Origin of the sequence: Pseudonocardia sp. SID8383 (assembly GCF_009864975.1) — a bacterium.
GTDB lineage: Bacteria > Actinomycetota > Actinomycetes > Mycobacteriales > Pseudonocardiaceae > Pseudonocardia > Pseudonocardia alni.
In genome coordinates, this window is the sequence record NZ_WWFY01001037.1 from 1 (window position 1) to 900 (window position 900).

At 81.0% G+C, this 900-nt stretch carries 1 pseudogene; it reads left to right on the forward strand.

Going from position 1 to position 900, the window contains the following annotated elements:
- Positions 1 to 900, forward strand: a pseudogene (locus tag GTW08_RS24890) (hypothetical protein); the annotation flags it as partial.

Sequence of the window (900 nt, forward strand, 5' to 3'; positions counted from 1 at the left end):
GACGGCACCCGCCCCACCGCCGGCTCCACCCCGGACCAGGACGCCGCCCCGTCGCCCTCGGCCGGGGACACCACGGAGTCCGGCGGCTCCGGCGACGGGGACCGCGACGCCGCGGGACAGCACACCACCAAGCGGTGGCCGCCCCGCCCGGCGCGCAGCGGCGCCGACGGCCCGGAGACCGACATCCTGCCGCCCGGCGCACTGATCGGGCACTACCCGAGCGCGGACTCCTCCGACGACCGGACCGAGCAGCCGCCCGCGCGGCCCTCGACCCCGCCGTCCGGGAACCGTCCGACGATGCCCGGTCGCAGACCTCCCGCGCCCGCGGGCCCGGAGCAGCGTCCGGTGCCCCGTCCGGCCATGGGTGGGGCACCGTCCGGTCCGGCGATGGCCGGGCTGTCGGGCAACGACCTGTTCGCCACCGCCGGCGGCGACTCGGGCAGCGGCTTCGGCCGGCTCCCGGGCCGCGCCGACGACCCGTGGCGCTCCCGCGCCGACACCGCGGCCTCCGCGCCCGACACCGACGGGCCCTCCTCCGACGACGTCCACCGTGACGACACCACCGGTGAGAGCTCCGCCCGGGACGACTCCTCGCGGGACGGCGATGCCCCCCGGGGCACCGCCTGGGGCCCGGACGGCGGTCCGGGTTCCTCCGTCGGCGGGCCGTCCGCGTGGGACCGGGACGCCCCGGCGTGGGACACCGGCCGCCCGCCCACGGACGACGCCGCACCGTCCCGCAACGGCGCGTTCCCGACGCCGGGGTCGTACGGCGACACGCCGTCGCGCTCCGGGTCGGCCCCGGGCCACGCAGCCGCTGCGTTCTCCGGACCGGCGCGGACCGGGGCGTTCCCCGCCCCCGGCGCGGGCCCGGACGAGCGGCGCGGCGGACCGGGCACCGGG